Origin of the sequence: Pseudomonas sp. BF-R-19 (assembly GCF_019956445.1) — a bacterium.
GTDB lineage: Bacteria > Pseudomonadota > Gammaproteobacteria > Pseudomonadales > Pseudomonadaceae > Aquipseudomonas > Aquipseudomonas fluorescens_BH.
In genome coordinates, this window is sequence record NZ_JAHBDN010000103.1 from 146,547 (window position 1) to 170,922 (window position 24,376).

General features: G+C 57.9%; 27 protein-coding genes. 14 read left to right on the forward strand and 13 right to left on the reverse strand.

Going from position 1 to position 24,376, the window contains the following annotated elements; genetic code table 11:
- Positions 1-80 precede the first annotated feature (80 nt).
- From KGB28_RS28305 to KGB28_RS28350, 10 genes are all read left to right on the forward strand, one after another.
- Positions 81-1,544, forward strand: a complete 1,464-nt coding sequence (locus KGB28_RS28305) for an aldehyde dehydrogenase family protein (protein ID WP_223448821.1) — start codon at positions 81-83, stop codon at positions 1,542-1,544.
- Between the two features lie 8 nt (positions 1,545-1,552).
- Positions 1,553-2,620 (forward strand): maleylacetate reductase, encoded by a 1,068-nt coding sequence (locus KGB28_RS28310; RefSeq protein ID WP_223448822.1) that lies wholly within the window; start codon positions 1,553-1,555, stop codon positions 2,618-2,620.
- Positions 2,621-2,657: 37 nt separating this feature from the next.
- Entirely contained in the window at positions 2,658-3,530 is an 873-nt protein-coding gene (locus KGB28_RS28315; RefSeq protein ID WP_223448823.1) for a dioxygenase, read from the forward strand.
- Positions 3,531-3,533: 3 nt separating this feature from the next.
- Positions 3,534-3,851, forward strand: a complete 318-nt coding sequence (locus KGB28_RS28320) for a YciI family protein (protein ID WP_223448824.1) — start codon at positions 3,534-3,536, stop codon at positions 3,849-3,851.
- Positions 3,848-4,201, forward strand: coding sequence for a Rieske (2Fe-2S) protein (locus KGB28_RS28325; protein ID WP_223448825.1), 354 nt, complete (start codon positions 3,848-3,850; stop codon positions 4,199-4,201). The genes KGB28_RS28320 and KGB28_RS28325 overlap by 4 nt, the downstream gene beginning before the upstream one ends.
- Before the next feature lie 67 nt (positions 4,202-4,268).
- Positions 4,269-4,724 (forward strand): YMGG-like glycine zipper-containing protein, encoded by a 456-nt coding sequence (locus KGB28_RS28330; protein WP_223448826.1) that lies wholly within the window; start codon positions 4,269-4,271, stop codon positions 4,722-4,724.
- Between the two features lie 348 nt (positions 4,725-5,072).
- Positions 5,073-6,683: a mechanosensitive ion channel family protein gene (locus tag KGB28_RS28335; protein ID WP_223448827.1), complete on the forward strand. Its 1,611-nt coding sequence runs from the start codon at positions 5,073-5,075 to the stop codon at positions 6,681-6,683.
- 25 nt (positions 6,684-6,708) lie between these two features.
- Entirely contained in the window at positions 6,709-8,400 is a 1,692-nt protein-coding gene (gene aspT, locus KGB28_RS28340; RefSeq protein ID WP_223448828.1) for an aspartate-alanine antiporter, read from the forward strand.
- 140 nt (positions 8,401-8,540) lie between these two features.
- Complete coding sequence (locus KGB28_RS28345; RefSeq protein WP_223448829.1) at positions 8,541-8,813, forward strand: CopG family ribbon-helix-helix protein; 273 nt, start codon at positions 8,541-8,543, stop codon at positions 8,811-8,813.
- Positions 8,813-9,088, forward strand: a complete 276-nt coding sequence (locus KGB28_RS28350; RefSeq protein ID WP_223448830.1) for a type II toxin-antitoxin system RelE/ParE family toxin — start codon at positions 8,813-8,815, stop codon at positions 9,086-9,088. The genes KGB28_RS28345 and KGB28_RS28350 overlap by 1 nt, the downstream gene beginning before the upstream one ends.
- A gap of 75 nt (positions 9,089-9,163) precedes the next feature.
- On the opposite strand, the gene KGB28_RS28355 is transcribed toward KGB28_RS28350, so the two are convergent.
- The 10 genes from KGB28_RS28355 to KGB28_RS28400 form a co-directional block, all read right to left on the reverse strand.
- On the reverse strand, positions 9,164-9,664 hold the full coding sequence (locus KGB28_RS28355; RefSeq protein WP_223448831.1) for an outer membrane beta-barrel protein: 501 nt from the start codon (positions 9,662-9,664) through the stop codon (positions 9,164-9,166).
- Positions 9,665-9,734: 70 nt separating this feature from the next.
- A complete protein-coding gene (locus tag KGB28_RS28360) occupies positions 9,735-11,330 on the reverse strand; it encodes an EAL domain-containing protein (RefSeq protein WP_223448832.1) in 1,596 nt (531 codons plus the stop codon).
- A gap of 263 nt (positions 11,331-11,593) precedes the next feature.
- On the reverse strand, positions 11,594-12,607 hold the full coding sequence (locus KGB28_RS28365) for a helix-turn-helix domain-containing protein (protein WP_223448833.1): 1,014 nt from the start codon (positions 12,605-12,607) through the stop codon (positions 11,594-11,596).
- 127 nt (positions 12,608-12,734) lie between these two features.
- Positions 12,735-13,067, reverse strand: a complete 333-nt coding sequence (locus KGB28_RS28370; RefSeq protein WP_223448834.1) for a hypothetical protein — start codon at positions 13,065-13,067, stop codon at positions 12,735-12,737.
- Positions 13,068-13,244: 177 nt separating this feature from the next.
- Positions 13,245-13,544 (reverse strand): hypothetical protein, encoded by a 300-nt coding sequence (locus tag KGB28_RS28375; protein WP_223448835.1) that lies wholly within the window; start codon positions 13,542-13,544, stop codon positions 13,245-13,247.
- 183 nt (positions 13,545-13,727) lie between these two features.
- On the reverse strand, positions 13,728-14,210 hold the full coding sequence (locus tag KGB28_RS28380; RefSeq protein ID WP_223448836.1) for a hypothetical protein: 483 nt from the start codon (positions 14,208-14,210) through the stop codon (positions 13,728-13,730).
- The gene (locus tag KGB28_RS28385; RefSeq protein ID WP_223448837.1) at positions 14,207-15,028 is read right to left on the reverse strand and encodes a transcriptional regulator; all 822 of its coding nucleotides are present in this window, start codon (positions 15,026-15,028) and stop codon (positions 14,207-14,209) included. The genes KGB28_RS28380 and KGB28_RS28385 overlap by 4 nt, the downstream gene beginning before the upstream one ends.
- A 664-nt stretch (positions 15,029-15,692) precedes the next feature.
- Complete coding sequence (locus KGB28_RS28390) at positions 15,693-16,034, reverse strand: hypothetical protein (protein ID WP_223448838.1); 342 nt, start codon at positions 16,032-16,034, stop codon at positions 15,693-15,695.
- A gap of 84 nt (positions 16,035-16,118) precedes the next feature.
- Positions 16,119-16,580, reverse strand: a complete 462-nt coding sequence (locus KGB28_RS28395; protein ID WP_223448888.1) for a hypothetical protein — start codon at positions 16,578-16,580, stop codon at positions 16,119-16,121.
- Between the two features lie 115 nt (positions 16,581-16,695).
- Complete coding sequence (locus KGB28_RS28400) at positions 16,696-17,376, reverse strand: DUF3313 domain-containing protein (protein ID WP_223448839.1); 681 nt, start codon at positions 17,374-17,376, stop codon at positions 16,696-16,698.
- A 287-nt stretch (positions 17,377-17,663) separates the two neighbouring features.
- Between KGB28_RS28400 and KGB28_RS28405 the strand changes: the two genes are divergently transcribed.
- The gene (locus KGB28_RS28405; protein ID WP_223448840.1) at positions 17,664-18,485 is read left to right on the forward strand and encodes a transporter; all 822 of its coding nucleotides are present in this window, start codon (positions 17,664-17,666) and stop codon (positions 18,483-18,485) included.
- A gap of 34 nt (positions 18,486-18,519) precedes the next feature.
- Positions 18,520-18,912, forward strand: coding sequence for a GFA family protein (locus KGB28_RS28410; protein WP_223448841.1), 393 nt, complete (start codon positions 18,520-18,522; stop codon positions 18,910-18,912).
- Between the two features lie 11 nt (positions 18,913-18,923).
- Here KGB28_RS28410 and KGB28_RS28415 read toward each other — a convergent pair whose 3' ends face one another.
- Both KGB28_RS28415 and KGB28_RS28420 read right to left on the reverse strand, forming a co-directional pair.
- Positions 18,924-19,346 (reverse strand): MAPEG family protein, encoded by a 423-nt coding sequence (locus KGB28_RS28415; protein ID WP_223448842.1) that lies wholly within the window; start codon positions 19,344-19,346, stop codon positions 18,924-18,926.
- A gap of 78 nt (positions 19,347-19,424) precedes the next feature.
- A complete protein-coding gene (locus tag KGB28_RS28420) occupies positions 19,425-20,378 on the reverse strand; it encodes a diiron oxygenase (RefSeq protein ID WP_223448843.1) in 954 nt (317 codons plus the stop codon).
- Between the two features lie 187 nt (positions 20,379-20,565).
- Between KGB28_RS28420 and KGB28_RS28425 the strand changes: the two genes are divergently transcribed.
- Entirely contained in the window at positions 20,566-21,522 is a 957-nt protein-coding gene (locus tag KGB28_RS28425) for an AraC family transcriptional regulator (protein ID WP_223448844.1), read from the forward strand.
- A 208-nt stretch (positions 21,523-21,730) separates the two neighbouring features.
- Complete coding sequence (locus tag KGB28_RS28430) at positions 21,731-23,854, forward strand: TonB-dependent receptor (RefSeq protein ID WP_223448845.1); 2,124 nt, start codon at positions 21,731-21,733, stop codon at positions 23,852-23,854.
- Here KGB28_RS28430 and KGB28_RS28435 read toward each other — a convergent pair.
- Positions 23,842-24,348: a thiol-disulfide oxidoreductase DCC family protein gene (locus tag KGB28_RS28435; RefSeq protein ID WP_223448846.1), complete on the reverse strand. Its 507-nt coding sequence runs from the start codon at positions 24,346-24,348 to the stop codon at positions 23,842-23,844. The two genes, KGB28_RS28430 and KGB28_RS28435, sit on opposite strands and share 13 nt — an antisense overlap.
- Between the last annotated feature and the right edge of the window lie 28 nt (positions 24,349-24,376).

Genomic DNA, 24,376 nt, shown 5'->3' on the forward strand with positions numbered 1-24,376 from the left:
GCCCGGTCTCGCGCCGGGCAAAGCGCTCAAGAATCACTTCGTCAAACACTGCGCCAGCCGCGCGGTGCGAGGAAACCATTATGCAAAATCAGCTCTATATCGATGGCCGTTTCGTGGACGCGGTCGCTGGCGGCACCATTGACGTGGTATCGCCCCACGACGGTAATTTGATCACCCGCATCGCTGCCGCCGAAGCCGCTGACATCGACCTGGCCGTTGCCGCCGCCAAACGTGCGTTCCCTGCCTGGTCTGCTTTGGGCGCCGCCGAACGCGGACGTCTGTTGCTCAAACTGGCGGACAAGATCGAAGAGTGCGGCGAAGAACTGGCGCAGCTCGAATCCCTCAATACCGGACACCCGATCCGCGATTCCCGTGGCCTCGACGTGCCGCGTACGGCGGCGTGCTTCCGTTATTTCGGCGGCATGGCCGACAAGATCGAAGGTTCGGTGATTCCGGTCGAAGCCGGGTTTCTCAACTACGTGCAACGCAAGCCGATTGGCGTGGTGGGGCAGATCGTGCCGTGGAACTTCCCGCTGATGTTCACCAGCTGGAAAATGGGCCCGGCGCTGGCAGCGGGCAACACCATCGTGATCAAGCCTTCGGAAATCACCCCGTTGTCGACCTTGCGCATCGTCGAGCTGATGACCGAAGTCGGCTTCCCCAAAGGCGTGGTCAACGTGGTGCCGGGGTACGGGCACACCGCCGGGCAAGCGCTGGCCGAACACCTCGATGTGGGCAAGATTGCCTTTACCGGTTCGACCGCCACCGGGCGCCGGATCGTCGAAGCCTCCCAAAGCAACCTCAAGCGCATCCAGCTGGAATTGGGCGGGAAGGGCGCGAATATCGTGTTCGAAGACGCCAACCTGGACGCGGCGGTCAACGGCGCGGCCTGGGCGATCTTTCACAACCAGGGCCAGGCCTGCATTGCCGGTTCGCGGCTGATCCTGCACAAAGATATCGCTGATCAATTCCTTGAGCGTTTCATTGCGTTGGCCAAATCCATTCGCCTGGGCGACCCGCTGGACCCGCAAACCGAAATGGGCCCGCTGACTTCGGCGCTGCACCGCGACCGCGTCATGGCTTACATCGACATTGCCATCGAGCAGGGCGGCAAGATTCTCGCCGGCGGCAAGGCACCGGACGATAAAGCCCTGGCCAATGGTTTTTATGTCGAACCAACGATTGTCGAAGCCAAGCCCGGTGACCGCGTTTGCCAGGAAGAAGTCTTCGGCCCGTTCGTGACTGTGGTGCGCTTTGGCACCGACGAAGAAGCCCTGGCCATCGCCAACGACTCCGAATACGGACTGGGCAGCGGCCTGTGGACGCAGAACATCAGCCGCGCACACAAAATGGCCGACGCGATTCACGCCGGCATGTGCTGGATCAACTGCTACAAACGGGTCAACCCGGGCAGTCCGTTTGGCGGTGTCGGGCAATCCGGTTACGGTCGGGAAATGGGTTTTGAAGCGATCCACGATTACACCGAAGCCCGGTCGGTATGGGTCAATGTCGACGCCAACATTCCTCCGTACTACAAGCGCTGAGGCCAGCCATGAATCCTTTTGTTTACCAAAGCCTGCCGACCCGTGTGGTGTTCGGCTGGGGCAAGCTTTCGGCACTGGCCGAGGAAATTGAACGACTGGGTGCCCGGCGCGCGCTGATCCTCACCACGCCGGAACAGCATGGGCTCGGCGAACAGGTCGCCGCATTGCTCGGTGATCGTGCCGCCGGCGTCTATCCAAAGGCCGTGATGCACGTTCCGCTGGAGGTGGCGCAAGCGGCGCGCATTGAGGCGGCGCGGCTGGACGCCGATTGCTGCGTGGCCATCGGCGGTGGCTCGACCATCGGCCTGGGCAAGGCGATTGCGATGGATTCCGGCCTGCCCATCGTGGCGGTTCCGACCACCTACGCCGGTTCCGAGATGACGCCGATCTACGGGCTGACCGAAAACCGCCTGAAGAAAACCGGGCGAGATCCCAAGGTCTTGCCCAAGACCGTGATCTACGACCCGCAATTGACCCTGACCCTGCCATCGCAGATATCCGCCTGTTCGGGCATGAACGCCATGGCCCACGCGGTCGAGGCGCTGTACGCCGAGGACGCCAACCCGATCATCGGCTTCATGGCCGAGGAGTCGATTCGCTCCCTGGCGCAGGCCTTGCCGGGCGTGGTCAGCAATCCCGATGACCCCGAGGCGCGCAGCCAGGCGTTGTATGGAGCGTGGCTGGCGGGCATTTGCCTGGGCTCGGTCGGCATGGCCTTGCACCACAAGCTCTGCCACACCCTGGGCGGCACGTTCAATCTGCCCCATGCCCAGGCGCACGCTATCGTCTTGCCCCACGCCGCGCATTACAACTGCGAAGCGGCAGCGGGGCCATTGCAGCGGGCTGCACGGGCATTGGGTGGGAGCGAGGCGAGTGAGGTCGGTGCCTTGCTGTACGCACTGAACCAGAAGCTGGGCATTCCACTGGCCCTGGCAGACATCGGCTTCCCGGCAAGCGGCCCGGCCGAAGCCGCACAAATCGCCTGCGCCAGCCCTTACTACAACCCGCGGCCATTTGAACAAGGCCCGATTGAGGCGTTGTTGAACCGTGCCCTGAAAGGTCAGGCCCCAGCCTGATCTGCCAGCCACTCTTATCCTCGTCGGAATAACAACAATGACCGATCAAGACAAAGCCATGGAGTCACTGATCTCCCAACAGGCAGTGAACAGCTTCAACGATGCGCCCAACGCGCGTTACAGACAGATCATGCAAAGCCTGGTGCGCCACCTGCATGCGTTTGTCAGCGAGGTCGAATTAACCGAACAGGAATGGTTCGAAGGCATTGGTTTCCTGACCGACACCGGGCACAAATGCGATGGCCTGGTGCGCCAGGAATTCATTCTGCTGTCGGACACCCTGGGCGTTTCGATGCTGGTCGATGCGATCAATCACCGGCACAGCGCGACGGCAACCGAGACCACGGTGTTCGGGCCGTTTTATATCGATGGCATGCCGGATCGCGAATTTGGTGAAAACATGGCCTTCACGCCGGGCGAAACGGCGCTGGTGCGCGGACGCGTGGTCGATACTCACGGCAATGCACTGGCCGGTGCGGTGCTGGACGTCTGGCAGACCGCCGAAAACGGCATGTATTCCGGCCAGGACACCGAACAACCGTTCGGCAACTTGCGCGGGCGCTATCGCACCGACGCCGATGGCTGCTTCGCGATTCGCAGCATTGTGCCGGTGGCTTATCCGATACCGACCGATGGCCCGGTGGGGCGCATGCTCGACGCTGCCAACCGCCATGCGTGGCGGCCCGCGCACCTGCATTTCATGATTGATGTACCGGGCTATCGCAAACTGGTGACGCACCTGTTCAATCACGATGATCCGTACCTGGCGTCCGACGCCGTGTTCGGGGTGAAACAGTCGTTGCAGGTGATCTATGAAGACCTGAACACCCACGACGATGTGTCCGCCAGGCTAGGCATGGAGGTGCCGTTCAAGCGTGCCTGTTATGAGTTTGTCATGGAGTCCGCGTGAATCATGGGCCAGTTCTTTGCGGTATTTGCCACTGATCATTCGGACAGTCAGGCGCTGCGCCAGCGTCTGCGGCCCAGTCACCAGGCGCATTTGCGTGTCACCGGGGACCATCGGGTCGTTGTGCGCCTCGGCGGCCCGATCCTTGACGATGCCGGCGCGGCAATGACTGGCACGTTGCTGGTCATCGAGGCGGGCAGCCTGCCGGAGGTGGAAGCGTTCATGCAGGATGATCCTTACGTGCAGGCGGGCCTGTTCGCCAGCATGCAGATTCGCCCCTGGCACTGGAGCCTGGGCAACCCTGAGCTGCGCGGTTTTCCATGACCGCCATTACTTTGTGCCGACTCGACGACATCGCCGACGGCGGGGCGTTGGGGCTGCCGCAGCACCAGCAATTGCATCCTGCGGGGCTGGTGGCGGTGCGTCAGGGCGAACAGGTGTGGGTGTACGTCAACCGCTGCCCGCATTTCTCGGTGCCGCTGGACTTCAATCCGCAGCAGTTCTGCACTTATCGCGGCAAGGTCCTGATGTGCGCCCATCACAGCGCGATGTTTCGTTATGACGACGGGCACTGCATCGACGGCCCGTGTAAAGGCGCGCAACTGGAGGCCGTGCCGGTGCGTTGGGTCGACGACCGACTGGTGATGGAGATCGAGCCCACCGCCGGTCAGTAACCGGGTGGCTGACGGGGGCTGATCTAAACTCCTGTTGGGAGTGAACCAGGTTCATCCGGAGGTCATCATGAAAAAATTGTCACCCATCAGTCTGTGTCTCGCCTTGTCGGTTTTGAGTGCCCCGCTATGGGCGCAATCGGTGGTGCCGATGAAAGGGCAAAGTTCGCAACAAACGCAGGCGGATATGTCCGAATGCCAGAGCATCGCCAACAGTCAGGCGGCATCGACGTCTTCGACGCCATCGGGCGGGCGGGTCAAAGGGGCGGCAGCGGGGGCTGCTGCCGGCGCCGTGGCGTCTGGTGTGCGCAGTAATCAGCACGAAGCGTTTGATGATCGTGTCGACAGTGACGTGAAACAGAACGTCCGCCAGGACCGCGCCAAGGAAACCGCCGCGGCCGGTATGGTCGTCGGTGGTTCGCGCCAGCGTCAGGAGCGCCGGGAGCAATCGAATACTACGCAGGCGAACACCACGACGGCTTACACCAGCTGTTTGCAGGGCAAGGGTTATCAGGTCAACCCTTGAACTGACCTTGAACTGACCTTGAACCGGGCACTGACCGCCTGACCAGATCTCAACCTGTGGGAGCGAGCCTGCTCGCGAAGGCGGCGGCACATTCGACATCCCCGTGCCTGATCCACCGCTATCGCGAGCAGGCTCGCTCCCACAGGGGGCTTAAGTGTTTTCTGAATCCGGTTAATTACGCGCTTTCTGCTGCTTGAGCCACTTTCATGGGCTGGTGCCGGGGCACTGTTTCAAGGAAATAGACCCATGGGGAAACTGCCTGTAGCTCTAATCTGACAACCGTTCATCGGTGAACTACGCTGCGATACGTACCCTCGATCTGAATTTCGTGACGTAAGGATCCGACACATGCGGAGCAGGCTGCTCGCTGTAATGTTTACTGTTTTCGGGATGTTTGGGTCGGTGCAACTGTGGGCCGAGGATGCACCGAAAGTGGTTGATGCTCCCGTTGAATTGAAAGTGGCCAACCGCAGCATCATGGTGTTTCGCGCGACCATCCTCGGTGAAGCCCCGGCCTCGCGGGTCAAACGGGCGAAAACGGTGATCGGTGAGGCGCTGGACGACGCCGACGACCTCAATGTCACCATCGACCCGATCATGAAAAGCTACATGGTGCTGCTGGGAAGCCGGCGTGCCTTTATCGTTTCGCCCAATGATTTCGACGAGACCGAATACGACTCGGTACAGCAGGCCGCCGAAGCCGCGGCCGGCAGGCTGCGCCAGGTCGTGGCCGAAACCCGGGAGGCGCGCAGCCTGCGGTTGATCCTGCGCTCTGTAGTCGCCGCGTTGCTCGCCACTGGCGTTTACATCGCGCTGCTGTTCGGCATGTCGTACCTGCGGCGCAGAGTGCTGAAGAAACTGCCCGAACTGATGCATCGGCACACCCAGGCCCTGAAAGTCGGACGGGTGCCGCTGATCGACGCCAATTACCTGTATCCGTTGGCCAGCCGCCTGCTGGAGCTGGTGCGCTGGATCATCGTGTTGCTGCTGACGTACGAATGGCTGGGCTTTGTCCTGTCGCGCTTTCCCTATACCCGTCCCTGGGGCGAAAGCCTCAACAACTATCTGCTGGAGCTCGGCGGCTATCTGCTGCAAGGGATCGTCGGTGCCATACCCGGGCTGGGCGTGGCGCTGGCGATCTTCTTCATCGCCCGCGGCGCAACTGCATTCATGCGGCGGATACTGCGGCGCATGGCTGTACCGGGAACCCTCAGCTGGCTGAACCATGAAACCCTGCAACCGACCCAACGCCTGACGTCCCTGGCGATCTGGCTGTTTGCTCTGGCCATGGCCTATCCGTACCTGCCGGGTGCCGGCACCGATGCCTTCAAAGGCTTGTCGGTGTTGATCGGCCTGATGATTTCCCTGGGTGCCACCAGCGTGGTGGGCCAGGCGGCGGCGGGGTTGATCCTGACTTACACCCGAACCCTGCGCCCCGGCGAATTTGTGCGCATCGGCGACTACGAAGGCACGGTGACCGAACTGGGCATGTTCACCACCAGCATTCGCACCGGCCTGGGCGAGGTGCTGACTCTGCCCAACTCGATGATCACCGGCACCGTCACCAAGAACTACTCGCGGGTGGTACAAGGCCCCGGCTACGTGGTCGACACCGTCGTGACCATCGGTTACGACACGCCGTGGCGGCAGGTGGAGGCGATGTTGCTGGAGGCCGCAAGACGCACGCCGGGGGTTCTCGAGGTGCCGCCGGCCCAGGTGTTCCAGACAGCGTTGTCGGACTTCTACCCGGAATACCGGCTGGTGGCCCAGGCCATTCCCAGTCAGCCCCGGCCGCGCGCGGTGCTGCTGAGCATGCTGCACGCCAACATCCAGGATGTGTTCAACGAGTACGGCGTGCAGATCATGTCGCCGCACTACCTGGGCGATCCGCAACAGGAGAAATGGGTGCCCAGGGACAAGTGGTACCCGGCCCCCGCGCAAGAACCGAAGGAATCCTGATTACGCCTGAAAGGGAGTTCGCACCATGATCGAGTTTGTGCTCCATGCCTTGCGGACCGACCCGGAAATCGCGGTGTTCCTGGCCATTGCCCTGGGCGTCTTTGTCGGCCGCATCCACATCGGCAGTTTCCACCTCGGTTCCGTGGCCGGTGCGCTGTTGATGGGGCTGCTGATCGGCCAGATCGGGCTGGAAGTGCCGACCGGATTGAAATCGGTATTTTTCGTGATGTTCATCTACGCGGTCGGCTTCAAGAGCGGGCCGGAGTTTTTCGGCAGCCTCAATCGCGGCACGCTGAAACTGGTGGTGTTGAGTGTGGTGCTGTGCGGGACCGCGCTGGCGGCGATCCTGCTGATGAATGCGGTCTTTGATTTCGACGCCGGTTTCACCGCCGGGCTCGGTGCCGGCGCACTGACCGATACGGCGATCATGGGCACCGCCACCAGCGCCATCAATCAACTGTCGATCGACACCGCAGCCAGGGCCCAACTCAACAGCCACATGGCGATTGCCTACGCGATCACGTACCTGTTCGGCACCATCGGCCTGATCGTCTTCGTCGGCAGCATTGCCCCGAAGCTGCTGGGCGTGAACCTCAAGGCGTCGGCACGGGAGCTGGAACTGGAGCTGGGCATCGCCAAGGAAGAAGACGCGATTACTGTGCCGTACACCCGCATTGTCGTGCGCGCCCATCAGGTGGCGGACAACGGTTCGGCCAATGGGCAGCGCATTGCCGATGTGGAGAAACAGTACGAATCGCTGACCGTCGAGCGCGTGGTGCGTGCAGGAACAGTTATCGAGCGTGACGAGGCTTTCACGCTGATGGCCGGGGATATCGTCGGGGTCTATGCCTTGCGCGAAGCCGTGGGCACGCTCACCCAGTGGATCGGGCCGGAAATCGACCATGCCGAATCCTTGTCTTTCCCCACCCGCGAGGTGGACATCGTCGTGACCTCGCCGGAGTTCGCCGGCAAGACGATCCATCAGGCGAAAAGCCGCCTGGAAAGCGCCAGGCGTCTGGGCTGCTTCATCAATACCATCACCCGCCAGGGCTACGAGTTGCCCTTGCTGCCCAACACCGTGCTGCGTCGAGGCGACGTGATTACCCTGACCGGCCGCACCGCCAGTGTCGAAGCGGTGGCCAAACGGTTAGGGCGGATTCGCGAGAACAACTACAAGAGCGACATCGCCATGCACACCCTCGGCATGGTGCTGGGCTCGTTGCTGGGGCTGTTGTCGACCCATATCGGGATGATCCCCGTGGAGCTGGGCATCGGTGGCGGGGTCTTGGTCGCCGCGCTGGTGATTGGCTGGTACAACTCGCGCCACCCGGAAATCGGCGCGTTGCCGCCCGCCGCGCAATGGGCGTTTTCCGAGTTTGGCTTGACCGCGTTCGGCGCGGTGGTCGGCCTGCTGGCCGGCCCCGCAGCTTTTGCCGCGATGAAGGAACAAGGCCTGGCGTTGCTGCTGTCCGGCGCCGTGGTCACCATCGTGCCGCCGTTGGTGGCGCTGTACTTCGGCCGCTATGTGCTGCGCCTGCACCCGATGATCCTGTTCGGCGCACTGGCCGGTGCGCAGACCGAAGCGGCGTCGATGAACAAGATCATCGAACAGTCCGGCAGCAATACTCCGGTGATTGGTTTTACCGTGTGTTATGCGATTTCCAATGTGTTGCTGGCGGTGTGTGGGCCGATCATTGTGTTTGTGGTGGCGGGTTAGGGGGCATGCAATGCGCGATGACCATCTATCGTGCTTGACCATCCTGGGTTATTGGATGTGATTTAATCTGGTTCCCATTGAAGCAATCTGAATAACGTTAACAGGTGTCTGCTGCATCTCGCGGCATAGGAGCAAATGTCATGGCTACTACCGTCAAAACCCGATCAGTGACAGCACACGTCCCAGTAGACCTGGCCGAACGGGTTGATGAGCTCGCAGAGCGTCTGGATCGTTCTCGAAACTGGATCGTCAAGCAGGCACTTTCGGCGTGGCTGGATCAGGAAGAAGAGCGTAGTCGTCTGACCCGTGAAGCATTAGCCGATGTGGATGCCGGCCGTGTTGTCGACCATCAAGCGGTCCAGGCATGGGCCGAAAGCCTCAGCAGTGAATCACCGTTACCGGTGCCGCGCTGATGGAGTTGAAGTGGACCAGCAAGGCGCTTTCCGATGTAGCCCGTTTGTACGAGTTTCTAGCCACCGTCAATCATTGCGCCGCAGTCCATACGGTTCAGCAACTTACAGCTGCTCCGAGCACTTTGCTGAGCAACCCGCGCATTGGTGAGCGCCTGGAGGAGTTCGACCCACGGGATGTGCGTCGAATTCTGATCGGCCACTATGAACTTCGATATGAAATTCAGCATTCAACGCTCTATCTGCTGCGCTTGTGGCATACACGCGAGCATCGATAGCGCCTGCATGTAAGGGCGGGGGATGTTGTGCAGAGTGCGATGAGCGACCGGCAAGGCCGCTCAGTTGCAGCGGTGTCAGAAAAGCATATAGGCGGATGCGGTCGTCTGGTTCAGGTCGATCTCTCCGACTTCCAGGACTTCGTATTCCGCGCGCAGGCCGATGTTGCGAAAGACATCGACCTCCAGGCCGACACCGTAGGTCAGATCAACCCCGGTATCGTCGTCGGTGGCATTGCCGTCGGCGTCCCAGGCGTGAGCACCGACGCTGCCGAATACCCGCACCCGATCGCCCAGCGGAAAGCCGACATGGGCGGCAGCCTGGGCCGATTTGCCGTCGAAATCGACATTCTTGTCCTTGAATTGACCGAGATCGACATAGGCACCCTCGAAGGCCAGGTAGCTATTGACGCGATACCCGGCATAAACCTTGTAGCTGGTGTCGTCGTCGTCCAGTCTGGATTCGTCGGTCTGTATGCTGCTTACGCCAGCTCCAAGATATAAGCCTTTGTCATCAGCGAGCGCTTGAAAAGACAGCAACGATAGCAGTGAAGCGAAGCCAAGGTTTCGAAGTCGCATGTGTGGTGGAGTCCTTGTACAGGTTTGTCAGGTGTTAGGGTTCGGCGAGCATTTGAGGGGCCGTGAGGGGTTAATAGAAGTCATTGATTGATATTTTTGAGTCGTACGGCGGGATGTTTGCCGGGCATTGAAAGTAGCGCCTTGCCAACGCTTGAACAGGCAGCGCTTTGCAGAACAACCAGCCTTGCGCCAATACAACCCCCTCCGAAACCAGGTGCGGCAGTTGCTGCTGACTCTCGACACCTTCGGCCACGACCTTGAGTCTTTGCGACTTGGCCAAACGGGCAATGTGTCGCCACAAGGCATCCTCGGCAGCGATCTTGTCGTCTGCGATGAATGAGCGATCTATTTTCAGAATGTCGAAAGGCACCGAATCCAGAAGCGAGAGATTGGAATAGCCGATACCGAAGTCGTCCACGGCAATGCGATGTCCACACGCACGAAGCCGTCGCAATTGCAGGGCGGCAGACTTCTGATCGAGCAAGGTCCTTTCGGTGATTTCAAACGTCATGGCGGACGCGGGCATGTTGTAGGTTGCCAGCAGGTCGGCCACATAGTCTGGAAGGGTTGGGTCCTGAATATCCTGGGCGCAAAGATTGACCGTAATGTAGAAGTCCTTGCACGCCCAAAGGTAGGTGCTGTAATCCTGCGCCACTTGTCGAATCACCGAGCGCGTAAGTTTGCGGATCAAGTCAGACTTTTCCGCCACCGGAATGAAAACATCTGCAGGCACCTGGGTGCCGTTGTCGCTCCAGTGAGAAAGTGATTCGGCGCCAACCAGATAGCCCGTCGTCAAGTTAACGATAGGCTGGTAGTGAACACCCAGCGTGTTGGCTTTCAGGGCATTGCGAAGTCGTACGGCGATAGAGGTGTAATGCCGTTGGGCACACCTTGCGAGCAAGAGCAGCGCTGCGAACACGCACACAAGGCCAATGAATAGTTTGAATTTGAGACTTGTCAGGTAACTCAACGGAAGAGAAATGACGGCGATCAGTTCATTTCGTTTGCCCGCAAAGGCGATCAGGACCTTGTCTGCCGAGGTAACCAGTTCTTCAAGGTGGAACGGCTTCTGCATCTTCAGCGGCTTGGGGCCCGTGGAGGCAACAGGCACTGCGCCGCCGGGACCGATGAGGTCCAGTTGCAGGTCCTCGGGAAACTTCAAATTGTCGAGCAGGATCTTCTTGTTTACCCAGACGTAGGTCGACTGTTCCGACACGATGATAAAGTCGCTGTCCGCAGATACTGCGTGACCGGTATCGACCCAATAGCTTCGCTTTCCAACGGAGAACTTGCGCTTCTCGTTACCGGCCAGTATCGACTGGAGTTCTTGTCCGTAGGAGGAGCAGATCTTGCCGTTGGGCAACTGGATTGCCGCTTGATCAACAAATCGCAGGTTCTTGACCAGGTCAGCCAGTTGTGAGTATTGCTCGACGGAGCATTCCTGACCCGAACGATCAAGATCGCCGAGGGTTTCCAGTACTTTGTCGATCTGCGCATTAGGCTCCACTTGAGCAGCACGCAGGTCGGCATAAACGTTATTCAACTTCCGTGCGATGAATTGCTCAGCCAGTCCTCCAGCACAGAACCATGCGGCCCAGCCCGTCGCAGCAATCAGGCATACAGTGACTGCGTGCCTTCCAAGTAACGCTTTATATGCGGCAATCATCGAAAAACCCCGAGGTATCAATATTTCACTGTGCACCTTGTAGTCGTGGATTAAACGACTTCAGTACCAGTCAATGACCCAGGCCAACAAGATGCCGCTTGCATAGACGGCAATGCACAGGGCGATTTTCTGCTTGAGTGGCAGTGTGTTTATTCGATGTTGCATGCTTATCTCCTTGAGTGGGCAAATAAGCAATGGTGGGTACCTATGTTCAAGCGAAGGAAATTATTAATCATCATTTGCAGGGCTTTGATAAACACCGGTTAACGATAACTCTTATCGCCGGCGACCTGATTGTAAACGGATGAGGACGTGCACCTGGGCTTGGCTGAGTTGCGCCTGGCCGTTTCTGACGGAGTCTCTCCGTAAGCAATCTGATACGCCTTGGAAAAACGACCCAGATGGTGAAAGTTCCAGAACATCGCGGTTTCTGTCACGGTGGGCCACGTTTTATTGATCAGGTCGCGACGGGCACTGGCGAGTCTCAGGTTTCTGATATAGGCGATTGGCGACATCCCGAACGTTTCAATAAAGCCAAAATGCAGGGTGCGAGTGGTGGTTTCAAGTTGCCTTACGAGCGTTTTTATAGAGAGTGTTTTTTTTGTGTTTTCATGAATGTACTGTATGGCTTCTATCGCCACCTTTCTTCGTGTCGGGACTTTGCGGCTGAAGCCACCAGCGGGCGTCAATGACTGCAATAGAGAAGCAAGTACCGCACTTTCAAACGCTGAACTCTCTGCTGCGCTGCGTTGTGCTGAAGCAGCGTCGTTGATGTCGACACAGCAAGCGCTGATGGCTTGAATGGCAGATTGTATGAATTGAAAGTTTTCAGCCTGGAAGCTGTGTTGTGTTCTGTTTGCAAGTATATCTATGACAGAGTGATGTTGGCGGCACCGGTCATAGTTTTCCAGTGTTGTGGTGATGGTGAAAAGTGTTTCATTTGGTTCGCAGGTGTAATGCACCGATTCATCGCTGTGCAGTACGATGATTTCGTCAGGCCGTAGTTGGTGATTGTTTACGACGGGGCGTCCAATCGGGGGCTGCGAGATGGCGAATGTCACGAACCCGGCAGGGACAGAACTGACCAGGGTGACGGATGAGTCGAACTCAAGACGGCTGCACTGCAGTTCCGGACTGTGAAAGAGCTTGTGTTGCCGAATGCGCGCCTCTTGCTCGGTCGGAATAAGGCTCATTTGCCATTTGCCTATTGTTCTATTCAGTTGACTCGGCAAGGCAGAAGACAAATGAAAGATCTCGTCGGGCGGTGCGATACTCATGAAGTTGAAGGCTCATCTGTTAAATGATTAGGGTCAAGCCTGACGGGCAGTCATGGAGAAGGTACGCGATTCGGCGTCCTGTCGGTCGGTGAGATCGACCTCATTGCCATTGGCTTTGAACGGGTTGTCAGAGTCCCCGGATCAGTTCCAGCTCCGCCGAAAATGCGTACTTGTTGTCCAACGGTGAATCGTCCATGTGTTGAACGTTGCGCGGGTCAATTTTCGAACTGAAAATCTGCGATTGGGGTTTCATCGGGTCGATGGCGGCGGCTGTAAAGGAGTAAAAGTCGTCAATACGATAACCGGATTTTACCTGATAGCTGGTTTTCACTGCACTTGGAACCTTCTTGTTGGTTTCGACACTCATCAATTTGGCACTGTAGACACCCTTGTCGTCGGCCATGGCCTTGAGGGAAAGCAATAAACCAAACGACACGGTGACGAAGTTTTTCAGTAGCATCGAGACGATTCCTTATTAACGGTTTATTCAGGCAGAGCAGAATGTCAGCTGCATCTCTGCCACGACCTGGGCTGCAAATAATCTCACTTCGATTGTGCCTGCCACAGTCAATAACTCATATTTACGAGGTCGTCAGGATGGTCAAAACACCGTTTGCACCGGGTTACACCGTACGCGTCAGAGTAATATGAGCGAGCTGGCGTAACTCGTGCCGGTATCACCTTGTGGTGGGGTGGAGAGAGGGAAATCACTGTCCTGCTCGTCCGCATGATACTCATTCTCGCTTTGGATTTTCAGATGCGATAGTTTCTGGCGGTCATCCGGGCTTGTTTCAATTTCATAATATTCAATGGTCGTGCTTTCGACGGAGTGCTCGTCGTGCGCCAGCGAATAAAGTGGCATGGCAGAAAAAAATAAAACCGCCAGGAATCCGAAAGTCGTCGATTTATGGGTTCGCAGGAAATGCAGGGCTTTCACTTGATTCTCCTGTAAGGGCATTGTCCCGGACGAGAATCAAGCAGGCTCGATTCCAAAGATTATCGGCGAGGGATTTTTCGCAGGAGAGACGTTTGATTCAAATCAATAAGTGTTATTTTTGTTTGAAAAACGCTTTGATATGAACCTGTGCCAGGCGGGTGTTGAGTCAGTTCGGGAGGCCGATTAATGGTTCATGCAGCGCAATCGGCCAAGTTCATGTACATAAAAACACACGGCGTTTTTATCCGACGTTGGAATCAATTCGTAGTTTAGAATGGCGCCTTCTTGCAAAACGTATTGACGTCTGAAGAACAGGTCAGGGGTCTTTTCAATGGCAAAAAGTTCATTGTCCTGGCTGAGCTTGATGTTGCTGACTTTTATTTCGACGTGGGTTTTGCTTTCGCCGATTATGTTCGCTGAAATAGTGGCATTGCGGATTTTTCCATTCAGGCTTTCGAGCGTGGTTCCAGTGAGTCGGCCATGCCCGATAGTGAGGTACTCTTCGGTGTTCAGTTGATCAAGATCTTCCAGCCATTGTCGGGCTTTTGTTTGATAACTGGTGTTTTCCATGTAGTGCGAAGGGGAGTACAAAAGGGAGAAAATGCAGACTGCATTGATCAAGGCGATGATCGGCCAGTGAACGGCTTGCGGAATTTCAAACTTCATAGGGTGACTTCCAAACATTGACGGATCATCAAGGCGAGGTCTCTTTCGCTGCTGTTCAATTGTAGATTTGCAGTGCTTAGGTCCGGGCGAATGCACGATACGGAATAATTGGCTTTATACAGGTTGATCCAGACTTGACCCTTCAGGTTTGGCGGTAGTTGTTCAGTTTGTTTGGCCGACAGATCCATCAGCGCTTGAGCCTCGGCAAGATCGCCACCCACGGCGTGTATGACCAGTCCATTCTTGTCGACGCTGGAAATTTCAATTTTTGGCGCGTCGAAGTCGAATTGAAAAATGGTAAAGACAACGACTGCCAGCGTAACCATATAGGCGATCAGCTGGGGTTTTGTAATGCGCGTGGATTTATTGGTTTTACCTGAGGGTGCAAGCAGCCCATCACTACCAGGTGGCGGTAGTTGTCCAGGGAGAGGGGCGGGTGGCTGCGCTGTTTGCTCTGAGGGTGTTGGTACATCTGCTTGTGCATCGACGATACAGTGCCGGTTGAAGCAATATCCGCGTCGAGGAACAGTCATCAGTATCTCGTGATCCCGACTGTCATTGAGAATATTGCGTAGTGAGAAAACCGTTTGGTTCAAACTGCCGGAGGCAACCACGCGGTCATTCCAGGTGTAGTCGATGATTTCATCGCGGCTTTTAGTGACACCTGGCTCCATGAGCAGCAGGTCCAACAGACGCGACTCAGCTCTCCCTAGCGTGGAATTCTGTACATCTCCATGGGGTGTTGTAATGGAAAGCATGGCGCTGTCCGGGTCGAATACCGCCACGGCGCCATTTTTCAACTTGAAGGTGTAGCTCATAGAAATCTTCCGTTCAGGCGGTACTGGCCTGAGTATAGGGGCCGGATTTGGCTCGGTACATTCTGGTCTGGGAGGTGAACGAAGAGGAGGGCCAGGCGGAAGGTGCACTGTGTGTCGCATTTACAATGCCGGACTGGCTCGTTTCAGAGGCGTGCCGTGCGGCAAACAGCCCGGCCTGGCAGAGGTATCAGTTGAATCAAACAAGGGAAAAGCATTGCTGGATGACCCACGGTTTTTGATTTGGACTCCGTGAATAATGCTTGGAATGGATTTTCTGCGCTATCCGAAAACTGCAAGCTCGGGCAGCTGGGTTTGCGCGCCGCCACGCCTGAATGAACTAACTTCGCTGTTGCGACAGGTTTCAACTGCAGCCTGAACTATCAGGATACAAATCAATGATTGTGTTTTTGTGCACCTGGCTTGTTGAAGATTATTTTTGATTCTTATTAGCTTTGAACCAGGGGCGTTAGCGATTTAAATGGATATCGAGGAGCGTTGACACACATCGCGTTCATGGTTTGTTTGTCGCGGCGTAAACGATCCTCACCTCTCGTTCTACGGCTTTGCCCCGAGTCCTTTCATGAAGGGCCCGGGGCTTTTTTTGTTTTGGAGGGGGGCAGGCGATGTCTGGAGGGGAGAAGGGCAGGCAAGTCGCTGTCTGGCGCTACAGGCATTCCTGAGCGGCACGCTCGAAGCTCGATGGCTTGAAGGTCGAGGCCAGCAATTGGCGCTCGTAAAGGTACACATTGCCTCCATCCTGTGCCCTATGGGTTTCCAGCACAGTGTCTACGGCAACTTTGCTCGAAACGACAACCCGGTAGTTGCGTTCGCTCCCTGACACGACAGGGCTCATCTCTTTGTCCTTTAACTTCGGTACGAGGCAGTCGACATACTGCTCGGGCGATTTGTCGGTTTGCAAAGTTAAAGTCGGGTCGTTCGCGGAGGAGACACAGCCGGCCAGAAGCCAGGACGCGAGCATCACGACAGGGACACATACAGGTCGCATCGGTGGAGCCCTCAAGTTGGATTCGGCCGGGTTCGTTGAGTCATGCTCAAAAGGTCGATAAACACTTCAGGCCATCGTCGTCGATCAAGGCAAGACATCGTAGCCACGTTGTTGCAGGCAACTGCTGTAGACGGAGTTGTTGGCGGTAACGCTTTGTTCGCTCGCACTCAGATTCTGCCGGCGCTCCTGGCGTTGCCTGGAGCCCCCCACGATGGCGCCGGCAGCCGCGGCACTGCGTGCGTTGTTCTGGCGATAGTCTTGCCTGGTATCGTCGTCGATCTGGTCATAGATGTTTTCATGTTGGCGACCCCGAACTTCTGCCGCGGTCGCCCCGGCTACCGCGGCGGTTGCGGCGCCCTTTACCCGGCCACCGGATGGCACGGTGCTTTGTACCGGATGTTGCGCGTTGGCTTGGGACTGACAGGCACTGGTGTCCTGCTGGATGGTCTGGGAAGTCTGACCTTTTTGGGGAACCACCGTCACCGCCAGGGCGCTGGTGCTCAGCAACATCGTAACGACCGCTAGGGTATGGGCCAGTATTTTCATCATTGAGTCTCACGTCAGGCGTCGGCACGGCTAACGGTTTGTCAGAGGGAAAACGCGGCGTGGCGCCACTTTGAAACCCCATGCCAGTCTGCTTGCGATGGGGTTTACCTGAGCATCAACGCTTGAGGAGGAGGGCCTGCATATCGTCTGACATGCCTTTGAGTGCAACCTTGAAGTCATTGGCAACAATCGGCTGTTCGGCATTCTTGACGGTCTCGCCGAATACCTTGCGCACGATCTTCGCGACCGGCATACCGGTTTTGGCATCGATCAGGTTGGCTTCGATGTACATCTCGGCGGTCTGATCCCGATGCCCGGTGGCGGCTTGTGTCGCCCCGACAATGGCCCCGATTGGAACAGCCTCATACCAGTGCATGCCTTCGTTGTTGGCGCTGACGTGAGTGATCGCCGCTTGCAGGATCAGCGACCGCGAATCGGTTGGTGCCAACTGTGGATAAGGGACGATCGTATAGCGGCGGGCAAAGGCGGTCTTGACGCTGGTGCTGGCCATCAATTGCAGGTCTTGCAGGGTCTTCAGGCTGACGCGCGCGGTCGGCTGCGGCGATGGATACAGTTCCATCTGCCTGAATACCACCGTGGAATACGCGCGAGGATCGAACCCTGGCGATACCCAGCGCAATACTTTCTGCTCACTCGGCGTAGTTTGCTCCTCCAGGCCCTGGTAATTGCCCAGGAAGCCCGAGTATTGCTCTTGCTGCGCGACTTTCGAGACACAGCCGACCTGAAATACACAGCTCAAAGCAATACCCGCAATCCATTTGTTCGACATGCCCATGTGTTTGGTTCTCAAGTGATGAAAGTTGTCATTCGGGTTCCGACCTGGCCCCGGGCAATGGTCCGGGCGCCTTGTATTCAGGCACTGGTACTCGCCAGTCGGTTACGCAAAGCAGGTGCTTGCACGCCGGTCAATGCGGGCCGAATGCTGCCTGCAGCAGCGGGATAATCCGAATCAATAACTCTCAAAAACTGTTAAACACGCGGTGAGGAAAAATTGCACATCGATCACAGTTGCCTACGCTAACCCTTTGCAACGCCGGTTTTGGCGTCTACAGGTGAGTGAGCATGGATGTGAAAGAACGATGGATTAGTACCGCGTCGACACTCGTCGTTGCGTTGGGCCTCATCCCGATGGCTCAGGCCGACGATTCGGCAGAATTGGCGAAGAAAGCCCTCAACCCGGTCGCGGCGATGTACAGCCTGCCCGTGCAGTACAACTGGGACCAGAAGATGGGGCCGACCGGGGAGGGCATGCACAGCGTCACCAATATCCAGCCTGTGCTGCCGTTTGCCTTGAACGAAAACTGGAACCTCATTTCCCGGACCATTCTGCCGATCATCGACCAGCACGGCTTGGCCCCCAATGGCGCGGCGGACAAGTCCGGCACCGGCGATATCACCCAGAGTTTTTTCTTCTCACCGACCAAGCCCACGGACAGTGGCTGGATACTCGGCGGCGGCCCGGCGTTGTTGATACCGACCGGCAGTGATGAGTTGCTCGGCAGCGAGCAATGGGGCCTCGGCCCGACGGCGGTGGCGTTGAAACAGTCCGATGGCTGGACCCGAGGCATTCTGGCCAACCATATCTGGGGCCTGGACGACAGCCCGCCGGACGACAAGGAAAAGGTCAACCAGACCTTCCTGCAACCCTTCCTCTCGTACACCACTCATACGTACACGACCTACGGGGTAAACACCGAGTCGACCTACAATTGGCAATCGCGCGAATGGTCGGTACCGGTCAACCTGACGATTACCCAACTGCTGAGGATCGGCGGTCAACCGCTGACGGTGCAGGCCGGCCCGCGCTACTGGCTCGACAGCCCGGAGGACGGCCCGCAGGGCTGGGGCTTTCGCGCCGCCGTGACGCTCCTGTTTCCACGCTGATACGCCGTTTCGGACGGCCTGGAGGAGACACCGCATGGACCGATTCACCGGCGGTTGTTTGTGCGGCAAGGTGCGCCTTGTTGCGTCGGGGCGCCCGTTCCGGGTTGGCGTTTGTCACTGTCTCGACTGCCGCAAGCATCATGGCGCGCTGTTTCACGCGTCCGCGATATTTCATCAGGATGCCGTGACGATCGAGGGCGAAACCCGTGACTATGCCGGGCGGCATTTCTGTCCGCAGTGTGGTTCGTCGGTTTTCTCACGCAGTGCAGACGAAGTCGAGGTGAACCTCGGATCCCTGGATGCCCCTGACCAGCTGACGCCTACCTATGAGAGTTGGACTGTGCGCCGCGAGGCCTGGTTGCCGGCGTTTGCGCTCACCCGACACTACGAGCGCGATCGAGACTCCACGGGACGTTTTGAGGACTAGCGGGCACATATTCATATGCCATGACTAACGGCTATGACAATGAGCGCGAGAAAACACACCAACTGAACGCTGAAGAAAGTAAACCGGACCGCCACGAACGCTTTGGTTTGCTCATGGGATACGTGAACCAGTGACTGGCACACGCGAGCGATCAGGACGAGCGTGGACAAGTAGTTCACGGCAGCGCCATTGACATCAAGGGCTGAAATCACGAACACGATGACGGCAAAGACAGGCAGGTTTTCCACACAGTTGGCGTGTGCCCTTGTCCCGCGCCGATACCAATCCTCGCCTTCGAGTCGATCGCTGCGGAAAGAGGCGATCGGAACGCTGGAGAACAGGATTCCGACCCAGCGATACACCCCGACGGTTGCCATCAACAGCAGCAGGGTCCAGGTCGCAAACCCGAGCAGCATCCACATTGGTATCGTCATGGCCGCCATCCTCGATAGATCATTATCAGCACGTCATCCCACAGCGCGACCGGCGAGCAGTCGGTCGCGCGCTGTCGGTCAATTGCTCATGATGGGTGCCAGTGCAGTCTGAATCCGGGACATCTGTGCGGGCGTTGTCATGTGCGTCAGCAAACGGCCGAAGTGTGGATGCTGCACGCCCGAGATAATGTATTGCCAGCGGTAGGCGCTCAGTACGCCAGCCTTGATTTGCGCCGTTTCATCGACACTGAACGATCGTGAAGCATTACCAATGAAGTAGTCGGCATCGGCTGCCGATTGTGCCTGCAGGATTGCGTCGACGGCCGTCACCAGCGCAATCAGGTCATTCACTGCCTGGTCGCGCTCGGCGGGCGAGAGTTTCGCGTGCTCGTCCCGCCACTCCAGTTCATCGAGTACGACGTGTCGGCTTTCATCCTTCCAGTGGAATTTGAAGACATCCTTGAACAACGGGCACAGCTCCTCGCGCGGGGCGATGCTTTGCACGTAGTGCGCCTGAACAAACAGCTCGATATGGCAGGTCAGCGCCAGCACCGACCAGGTGCTGGCAGCGAGTACCGCGCGCGCCACCTCGTTTGGATCGGCAACTTGACGATATCCCTCTGGCAATTTCGAACTCATCATCGTTTCCATGCGCCGGAACAGTTCCTGGTGCTTGATCTCGTCGTTGGAAAAACGCACCAGCGCTTCAAGCGCCAGTTGATCGTCAAATACATGGGCCCGACCCTGATCGAGCATCTTGGCACTGATGAAACGCTCGACCAGGCCAAAGATAAACGCATAGGTTCGGCCCTGGATCTGACTGAGCAGGCGCGCCTCGGCCGCATCGAGAAAGGCCAGGCGGTCGACCTGCGAGAGTCCGTCGGGGAGGAATTTGCGCGAGAAGTCGAAACGGCGGTCCTGGAGCAGATCGCGATCGATCTGCCATTCGGTCTTCTTCGATGATCTGACCATTTGTGCATAACGGGCGGTGTTGCCTGACGCTGAGCGGGGTAGGGTAACGACGCTGTTCATATGGATCTCCTGCTGCCCTGGTTGAGTTGGAATGGGGCAATTCGGTTGACGTCGGAGCCAATGAACCTCTGGGGACAATCCCGATCGTTGAGTCCGCGTTGGTGCTAATCTAAGCGTCGCAGTTCAGGCGGTGAATGACCGGTGCGCCTGAATACCTGCTCCGGACTCCGGAAAGGAGGGCGGTCAAGTGTTGGATGCGCTTTCTGATGTCTTGCGTGTGATTCGGCTGTCTGGAGGGGTCTTCCTCGAGGCGGAACTCACTGCGCCCTGGTGCATCAACGGCAGAATCTCGGCGGATGATTGCAAGCCGTTCCTGGCGGCACCTCGACACATCATTGCGTCGCACTTTGTTGCTGCGGGGCACATGCAAATTCAGATTGACGGAGGTGCCGCCATCGAAGTGAGGGCAGGCGAACTCGTTCTGCTTCCCCGCAACGACGCGCATTCCTTTGGCAGCGACCTGAGCATTGCGCCCATGCCGGCCAGAGAAGTCATTCAGCCGCCAGATGTCGGCGGCATTTCACGGATCAGGTACGGCGGTGGTGGCGAGGCCACGCAGTTGTTGTGCGGGTTCCTCGGATCGGAAACACCCTTCAGTCCGTTGCTTTCGTCGCTGCCTTCCTTATTGAAGCTGGACCTACGGGCGACGGCTTCGGGTACCTGGATCGAAAGCTCATTCCGTTTTGCTGTCAGTGAGATCGCGGCGGGACGCGTCGGCTCGACAACGGTCATCGCCAAGCTATCCGAACTGTTATTCGTCGAGGCTGTCGGCCAGTATGTCGCCAGCCTTCCCGCTGAGCGGCGCGGGTGGCTGGCGGGTTTGCGCGATCCGCATATCGGGCGCGCACTGGCGCTACTGCATGCTCGTCCAACCGAGGGCTGGACGGCAGAAGCACTGGCGCTTGAGGTGGGCATGTCGCGCTCGGTGTTCGCCGAGCGCTTCACCGCATTGGTCGGACAGCCACCGATGCAATACCTGACGCTGTGGCGCATGCACGTGGCGGCTCAACAATTGCGCGAAGGTCGCGGCAATGTGGCGCAAATCGGCTTTGCCGTTGGCTACGACTCCGAAGCCGCGTTCAGTCGCGCATTCAAACGCCAGTTCGGCACATCCCCCGGTACCTGGCGCAGACAATCGGCATGAGAGGGGGGGGAGCTGTAGCCGCCTACCTTGAGCGTCGGATATTGAACTGTAACGGCCCGAGGCTTGACGTCCGGAAGGAGCGCTTCTGTCGCCCATCAAATTGAGACAATCGTTCTGAGTGGCGTCAATGAATTGAATCGGAATGATATGTATTTACTTACAAAAGATAATCGTTATTATTCGCGCGATAATTCATACAAAGGTGTCCATGGTGGCTCGATCGCGCATTTACCCAGCCTCTCTGTCGTTGCTGGGCGTTCTGGTTGTACCTGATCTACAGGCAGAAACGAAGTCTGCTCTAACCCTGCCGGCAACCGCTGTGAACAGTGAGTACAACGAGCAGAGCTACATGTCGACCGAGAGCAGGAGCGCGCTGAAGATCGATGCCCCGCTACGGGATATCCCGCAAACCGTCAACGTGGCTCCCCAGAGCGTCATCAAGGATCAGGGGGCTCAGTCGATGGAAGACGTGCTGAAGAATGTCCCCGGTATCGGCCTGTCCAATGGTGATGGCCAGCGCGACCAGGTCACCATCCGTGGTTTCAGTGCCATCGGCGACATGTACATCGACGGTATTCGCGACGATGCGCTGTACTTCCGGGATCTGTCCAACGTCGAGCGGGTGGAAGTGATCAAGGGGCCGGCCGCAGTGCTCTATGGCCGAGGCTCTTCGGGGGGGCTGATCAACAGCATCAGCAAGACACCCAACTTCGCCCCCAGGCAGGAGGTCGGCGTCAGTGTCGACAGCGAGGGCAAAAAACGCACTCAGTTCGATGCCGGTTGGGCCGATCAGCAGCAAGGCGATAAAGCCTTTCGTGTGACCGGTGCGCTGGAGAACAGCGACACTTTCCGGGATGACGGCTACATCGACCGCAAGGCCATCGCGCCTTCGGCCTACTTCAAACTCTCGGATGATCTGGAACTGAACCTGGGCGCCAGCTATCTGTATGACAAGCGCCTGATCGACTTCGGCATTCCGGCACGAGGCGACCGTCCGGTCGATGTGGACCGCGACAAGCGCTTCGGTGCCGCCGATCCGGATGATGACTACACCCGCAGCGAAGTGTTCTCGTTCACGGCGGGTGTCGACTACCGGATCAACGACGACTTCAGCCTGAGCAATACCAGTCGCTACTACCACTACGACCTGGATCGCAACAACACACTCGCTGACTCCAGCCCGACACGTTTCGTCACCGCTCCCAATGGTGAACTGCTGGTAAAACTCAACCGCGGCAACGTGCAGCGCAAGGAAGACGGCTGGTTCAACCAGACCGAACTCAACCAGCGCGCCGTGCTCGCCGGGATGAACCATAACCTGCTCTATGGTGTGGAACTGGGGCGCCAGGTGAAGGACCAGTCCGTATTCAGCCAATCCAATGTGGTCAGGGTGCCGGTGTACCGCGATGCCCTGGTCGACGTGCCGTTCCAGGCCAACCGGCAAACCGCCAAGGGTACCAATACCCAGGACACCGCCGGCTTCTATGTACAGGACCTGATCGAACTGGCGCCAAAGTGGAAGGCCCTGGTGGGTGTGCGTTACGACGTGTTTGACCAGGAGTACGCCGACGACCTGACGAACAGCGAACTGTCGCGCACCGATACGACCTGGAGCCCGCGAGTCGGTCTGGTCTACCAGCCTGATCAAGTGCAGTCCTATTACGTCTCGGTGAGCCGTTCCTACCAACCCTCCGCCGAGATGTTCGCCCTGAGTACGACGAACCAGGATCTTGAACCAGAGGAGACCACCAACTTCGAGATCGGCGGTAGGTGGGACCTGCTCGACAATCGCCTGGCGTTGACGGCGGCGCTGTTCCGCCTGGAACGCACCAATATGAAAACCAGCGATCCGGCGAACCCGACCAAACTGGTGCTTGCGGGTGAGCAGCGTACCGATGGCCTTGAGCTGACCGCCAGCGGGCAGTTGAGTGACAAATGGCAGGTCTATGCCGGATACGCCTTTCTGGATGCCGAGATCACCAAGTCCAACAGCTTCACCAACGGTGTCGCCAACGAAGGCCAGGTACCCACCTTGACGCCGCGCCACAGCGCCAACCTGTGGTTGGTGCGTTCGCTGACGCAAACCTGGCGTGTGGGCATGGGGGCCAACTATGTCGACGATCGCTATACCGCGCTGGATAACAATGTGGTCATGCCGGCTTACACGACAGTGGACGCCGCGCTGCTGTACAACCTGCCGAAATGGGACATGGCCTTGCGTCTGCGCAATGTCTTCGACAAGGACTATTACGCTTCGGCGCATGGTTCGGTGGATCTGATCACGCCCGGTGCCCCACGGACACTGGAGCTGAGCAGCAACTATCGCTTCTGAGTACAGACCTGAAGAACAGGCGTCCGGCATTGTCGGGCGTTTGTTTGGGGCGCTTTCAAAAAGCGCTGTTCATGATCAGGATCCGGCAACAGGCAGGTGTCGTATTTCCCGAAGAGCCGATAACGATTAAGCGCAATGCGGTCGTATGCCCAATCTCGAAGCTTGCGAGGGAAGATGCGTAACAGGTTCACGGGGCGCCAGCGTGCGGGAAACCGGGCGATGATCTCGAAAAATGCATCCGAACGCACCCAGTAGTGCCGGTCGCGGATCACCGCCATGGTGTCGAATTGATCCATGGGCAAACCCGCCCACGCGAGCAGAGCCTGCCCCTCGGGTGACTGAACCGCCGCCAACCGCAGGCTCCGCTGGCGGTCATGGCGAATCAACAACCTCACCCAGACATTGCATAGCTTGCAGACACCGTCGAACAGGACCACCGTCTCGCCTGGTTCGAGCAGGGGCGCGGGTGAGGGGCGGATTTGCGAGGCTGGCATTTGAGGCTCGAGGTCGCACATTTCAGTT